This is a genomic window from Spiroplasma poulsonii, assembly GCF_009866525.1.
GTDB lineage: Bacteria > Bacillota_I > Bacilli_A > Mycoplasmatales > Mycoplasmataceae > Spiroplasma > Spiroplasma poulsonii.
This window is the reverse complement of record NZ_CM020866.1, coordinates 150063-156485: the sequence shown is the minus strand read 5'-3', so window position 1 is coordinate 156485 and position 6423 is coordinate 150063. Positions and strand designations below refer to the sequence as shown.

5 protein-coding genes are annotated in these 6423 nt (G+C 25.7%); all 5 read right to left on the bottom strand.

The window, feature by feature from the left end:
• Positions 1-115: 115 nt before the first annotated feature.
• Genes MSROBK_RS00790 through MSROBK_RS00770 form a run of 5 tightly spaced genes read right to left on the bottom strand, consistent with a single transcriptional unit; the run spans position 116 to position 6377 of the window.
• Positions 116-2860, bottom strand: coding sequence for a hypothetical protein (locus MSROBK_RS00790; protein ID WP_159373198.1), 2745 nt, complete (start codon positions 2858-2860; stop codon positions 116-118).
• Positions 2861-2863: 3 nt separating this feature from the next.
• Positions 2864-4255, bottom strand: a complete 1392-nt coding sequence (locus MSROBK_RS00785) for a hypothetical protein (RefSeq protein WP_040094142.1) — start codon at positions 4253-4255, stop codon at positions 2864-2866.
• Complete coding sequence (locus MSROBK_RS00780) at positions 4248-4526, bottom strand: hypothetical protein (RefSeq protein WP_040092467.1); 279 nt, start codon at positions 4524-4526, stop codon at positions 4248-4250. Before MSROBK_RS00780 ends, MSROBK_RS00785 begins: the two co-directional genes overlap by 8 nt.
• The gene (locus MSROBK_RS00775) at positions 4526-5986 is read right to left on the bottom strand and encodes a PBSX family phage terminase large subunit (RefSeq protein ID WP_040092574.1); all 1461 of its coding nucleotides are present in this window, start codon (positions 5984-5986) and stop codon (positions 4526-4528) included. The genes MSROBK_RS00780 and MSROBK_RS00775 overlap by 1 nt, the downstream gene beginning before the upstream one ends.
• Entirely contained in the window at positions 5979-6377 is a 399-nt protein-coding gene (locus MSROBK_RS00770) for a hypothetical protein (protein ID WP_040092461.1), read from the bottom strand. The genes MSROBK_RS00775 and MSROBK_RS00770 overlap by 8 nt, the downstream gene beginning before the upstream one ends.
• Positions 6378-6423 lie beyond the last annotated feature (46 nt).

Genomic DNA, 6423 nt, shown 5'->3' with positions numbered 1-6423 from the left:
AGTATCATTTACTTTTATATTCTCTGTATACAAAGTTTTTGTACTTTCAAAATTAACATTATCTTTTTGTGGCAATCCTTTTTTGTGTAAAGTTGCATCAGATAGTGGTCCAAAATTATATTCACAAGTAGAATAACCTCCTAAAAATATTAACATTTCTATCACGAATAAAATGTTTTATATCAGGTTCAATACAACTAACTTGTAAATTGTCAAGATTACTTATTTCAATTGTTTTATAAGAATCTTGAAATTTACTTATACTTTGAATTGTTGGGTCAATTTGTCTTAAATCAATTTCTATTTCATAATATCCTTTATATTCTGTTGTATTATCAAATAAATTAATAAAACTTTTAGGATTATTTGAGTGTTTACATTGTGGTGGTGCTGTAATTTTAGTTTTTAATGCTTGTCCTGTTTTAGCATCTCAGATATCTTTTGTATAAGGTTTATAGTTATATGGTACTGGTGGCAAGACATATTCTGGGTAATTAAATGTTGGTATTTCATAGTCATGTGGTAATAAGAAACTAGTTTTATAATTAGTTGTCATATCGCGTAAATAATTATTTAATGTACTTTTTGTTTTTCCACGAAAACTTCATACTGATAATTTTAAGTAATCTTCTTCATTGTTAGTATATGGGTTATCAGCATAAAAGATAATTTCAAAATTACCTTTATATAATGCTTGGATTGAAAACATATCAATAATATAGCTACAATTTGTTCCATCAGGTGTTTGTAAAAATTCGCAATTATTATCTTTTTCACTATCACTAACTGGTGTTTGTAAATCTACTGCTCTTACTAATTCATTAATTAAATAAACTTGGTTAGTTTTTTGATTTAATTGTTTTAAATTATAAGTTGAATAAATTAATTCACTTGTTGGTTTACCATCTTTAGTTAAAACAGGACCTTTTAATTTATCAGTTAATAAAGTAGTAAAACTAAAACTAGTAGCATTTGCACCAAATATAGCACCAACTTTGTCGTTTCCTTGTTCTCTAAATATTTCAAAGGGTAAATAACCCTTACCTTTTGAATTTTCAGATCAAAATGCATCATTATAAAAACTATAAATATTAGCACTCATAAAGCCATTTAATCATTGAAAATTAGGTCATGATTTTTCATTTTTGTTAATTACTCATCCTCATGGAATACCAAAGGAAATAAAGTTTAAGAATTTACCAACACCGCCCGGTATCGTAAAAGGATTAAATACTAATTTTTGAGTATAGTTTAAAGGTAATACGGTAACTTGGCGATTAATAAAATTATTCATATTTAAAATATCTCAAACATTACATGAACCCATTTTGCTATATTCAATTTGAACTTGACCTACTGTATTACCAAATTCATCTTTTCTTCTAAAATATGATGATGCTTGAGTACTAATAATATTATCAACATTACCGCCATTTACTTTTATTTTGTTTGGTGGTGTTATTTTTCAATCTTTAGATCAATAAAATTTAGAGTTTTTATCTTCTTTATGAATATTTCTACCAACACTAGAATTAGTTGCTGATGTAGTAGTGGGGTCGGTTATAACAATGCCCTCACTATTTTTCTGTTTTCAAAAATCATATCTACTTTCCATATCTTTTTTTCAATCTTCATAACCAGTTATCATTGTTGGTTGAATACCTTGAATGTTATATCAGCTTACTTCTGGTGATGCATAATTATTAACTTTGTCGGGTGGACAAGGATACATGTTATACATTAATAAATCTCTTGAATTCATAACTTTTTTATTAAATTGACCTTTAATAATTGGCCGACCAATTACAGGCATATCAAAAAAGATAGGATTACCATAAAATTTAACTGCCATTGCTCTAACCCCCGGGTCTTTTAATAAAACTTCATCTAATTCAACAATACCTTTATTTAGTTTTTCATCATAAGTTATTTTAGGAAAACAATAACCTTCACCTGGGGCACTTGTTTGTATAAATTGTCTTACTGATAAACCACTATTACTAATTTTGTCATTAATACTTGAAAATGTAATTTCTTGTCATAAAAAACTACCATCATAAGGTGAATAATAATTAATAACATTAGATGGATATAATCATTGTCTATCTTGTGGTGCAGAATTAATATTACCCCCACCAATATTTAAACCACGGTCATTAAATACAGTATAAAAATTATAATAATCATTAATATTTAATTTATTGACATCTTCATCTAAAATTAATAAAGTATATTGTCTTTCAGTTGATTGTTGAGTAAATACTTGTTCAAATTTAGCTTCACCAAATTGAATTGAACTTCTATCATCAATCATATAAGCATCTCAATATTTCCCAACCTTAACTTCTTTAGTATAAAAATTATCTGCTTTATTATCATTATTCATAAAATAACTTAATTTATATTGCTTTAAGTATTCTAGCATTCTATTAATATCATAAATATTTTCACCATCAATTAATTTTCAATAAACATTATTATTTTCATCTTTTAATTTTATAGCAAATGGTGTTTCATTATTGGCTCATATAGTTGAATTAATTGGCTGTTTATTAAAATCATCAATCGTTAATATATTAATTTCTTCACCTTTATATTTTTGTACTATTTTTAAACTATTTTGTCATTGAGCAATAGTACTTTCCATATTATCAAATATGCGTGAATAACTACCATAATCACTTGGTTTTGCATTATTAGGTTTTCATCCTGTTTCAGTATCAGGGATATATGAACTATAAACATTAAAAGGAAATACCATTCAATGACGATTGTCTTTTATGTTTTCTCTGATATCTATTAAAGTATCGTGGGCTTGTCTTCTTAATTCTTCGATAACTCCGGGATTAATTCTACTCATTTGTTAATTCTCCTTAATTTCTGTTCTACCTTGTAAGGCATTTTGATTATTACCAGTTTCATCATATTCTAGTAATTTATTATTATGTTCAATTTCTTTGGTTTGCATTTTATCTTGTCATTTTTCTATTTTTTCAAAATATTTGTTTGCTTCTAATTCATCAATATTATCATATTCAGTAATTGCTCTTATTGGTTCCATTGTGCCATTATCTAATCTAGCAGTAATTAATTCATTTTGTCGCATTTGGTCAACTAAACTAGCACTAACAAAATCAAAACCATAAGGTCGTTCACCAACACCATCTCATAAACCATAATATTTTAAAACAGTATCAAACATCTTTGTATAATATTGTTTACGATATGCTTGTAAATATGCTTGTTTTTCTAAATCTTTGGTTTTAGTTAATAAAGATTGTGTTTTATTTTGGTCATTATCTGATTTATCACCAAAAGGACTAGAAAAATGACATGCTAAGTATACTTGTTCAATAATTGATTTTTGGTCTTCGGTATATGTTTCTAAGGTTGGTGTACCTTGTACCACTTGTAAAGATTGTGATAATTGACCATCTACGGCTGATTGACCTGATTGAATAAAAATATCATCAAATACATCTTGCAATACTTTTTTATTGCCTTTGTTATAAGCAGTCATTAAATCATCATCTAATATTCCATATCAATGCGTACGATTTGCTCATCTTTCTTTTGATTTAATATTAAAACTATCTTCTAAATCAAATTGTAATTTATAACAATTTGTCATAGTAGGTCAAGGGTTTAATGTTGTTGAAGTTGATAAAAATAATGGATTAGGTTCATTAATCATTTCTCAAAAAGGGACAATACCTAATTTGTTTTTAAATTCTTGTACTAAAACAGGTCTAACATCATCTTTAATTTGTGTTTTACTTTGTCCAACAACTACTTCATTATTTTTTGGTCAACCTTTAATAACTATTTTATCTTTGGTACAAATTAAATTTAATATAAATCCACTATCACTTTGATGATAATTTAATCAAATATCAGCACCTTGTTCAATTTCATTTATTTTACTTACTCGTGATGTAAAGTTAAAAGGGTTAATTCATAAATCAATATTGCCGTCATTAGTCTCTAATAAACCAAAGATTGTTTTACCCATTAAACTTGCTGTTAATTCATTTTTATCTAATTTTTCTTTTATTTTATAAGTTTCATATCATCAGTTTAATTTTTCTAAAATGTCTTTACGATGAGATTTAAATAAAATATCTTTACCATTTACTAATCGCATTTGATGACGAGCAATAATATTTGCTAAATTAATAGTTCAATCATAATTATAAAATTTTAAAACACTATTAATATCATTTAAATTTGGTAAACTAGGGAAAGTATTATTCATTATTATTTTTCTCCTTTAATTTTAAAATAAGTGCATAATTAATAATATTTACTGTTAATAAATTTGGTTCATTTGCTAAAACTTGTACACATACTTTAACTTTTTGATATTTCTTAATATATTCGTTATATAAATTTAATTTACATATTGCGATATTATCTTTTTTTAATTCTTTACAAAGTCTTTTTTTAACTTGTCCACAAACAGACATATAAGGTCTTTTTGCATTTATTACACGCTCATCATGTATTACATAAATATCTTTTTTCATTAAGTTAATCACTCCCTTTGTTGTCATAATTTATAATCTGCTGAACTATTATGTTTAACCATTGGTACTAATTCAAAGTGTAAAGCATAAAAATCACTATCAAATGTATCATCATATAAATCTAACATTCGTTCTTCTCTGGCATCTGGTTTATCTTCTCATTGAATTAATTCATATTGGGTTTTACTTACAGGACATTTTTCTCATAATCATTTTAATTGATTAGTATTAATTAACATTGTAATTGCCTCAATACGATGCTTTATTTTAAACTTCTGCTTTTGTGCTGGTTTAAAATTCATGTATTGACCAAAAGTATAATTATATTTTTCTCTATTTAAACTTTCTAATGTTGCATAGGCACTATCATCAACATTAATTGATATACCTTGCTGAATTAAATGAAAATATTGATTTAATTGATTGTTGTAAAATTCTAAAATATCTTTTACTTGTTCTAATGGTCCTTTAAATTGTTGAGTAGCATTTGAGTGTGTATATTCTGCTACTTTATATGCTTTTTTATCAAATGAATTATATATTCAAAAACTCGCTGCTGTTGTATGTCCTTTGGGACTAGTAGAGTTTGCTAAATCAACACCACCTAATAATTTCGTTGGTTGAATAATATCTGTTGCTTGCATAATATCAATATATCTTGCAAAGATTGAACCACTAGTATTACCGGGCAATCCTCAACTTCATACTCTTGCTCTTTCAATATCTAATTGTTCTAATCTTAATTGTTCATTAACTTTATCTTGTGGTAATTCGTAATTAAGTCTTCAACTAGAATAATGAATAATAATCTTCATATTTCATTTTTCAATATATTTAATTTGTTCATATTTACTACGCATTATTTGTTCATCAAAAGGCATTAATTCATTACAATAACCAACAATATATCTTTTTAAACTCTCAGGATTACATGTATTAATTGTTATTTTATTTTGATAACCACGAATAGCAAACTCTAAATCACTTAAATCTTTTTGTTGAAATTGGTCACATTCTTCTCTTCAATCAATAACTAATTTATATTTATTCAAATCAGCAAAAGCTTTTAATTTTTCTTTCCGACTTGGTGAATGTAAACCTTTACAATATATTTTGCTCCCATTTGATAAAGTAAAAGTAAAATTAGATAAATTAATAGTATAAGGAATATTATTTTCATCTAACATATTTCATATATTTTGAAATACACTATCTTTTAAATCTTTACTCCAATACATACTAGCAATGATACAAATTGGTTCTTTAATCAATAAACTAATTTTTAATAATTCACCAAACATTTTAATATTTGAAATAGTCTTACCACTATATCGTGTCCCAATTTGATTAATTTCATTAACTAACTCATATTTCTTTGCAAAGGGATATTTATTACCAACATTACTATTTTGTAATAACCAATAAGGTGTTTCTAACAAATAAGTAAAATGATTAAGCATTATTATCACTTTCTTTTTTAATATCTCTAATATCCGTTTGTAAATTAACAATTATTGGCTGTTGATTATTTAAGTTTAATTCTTGTTCTAACTGTTTTTCTTGCAGTGAATATTTATAATTAAATGCTCGTTGTCAATATAATTTAGCACCATCAGGTGATTTCATCATAAAATTAATTATTTCACTTTCAATTCTATCAACTTGTTTTTCAAGCAAAGGAACTATCTTTTCGCTCGCATAAGTATCATATCTTCACTTGCGAGAAAGATTGAATTCATTGGTTAAATCATTCAAAGTATATGGTTTATTAGGTGATTTATTTTCTCAAAATTGCTCTATTTTACGATAAAAAGTCGCCAAACTTGCTGTTTTTGGATTAAATTCTTTCATTTTTACTCCTTTTATATGGTTAAATATAAGTAGAGAAAAACATGTA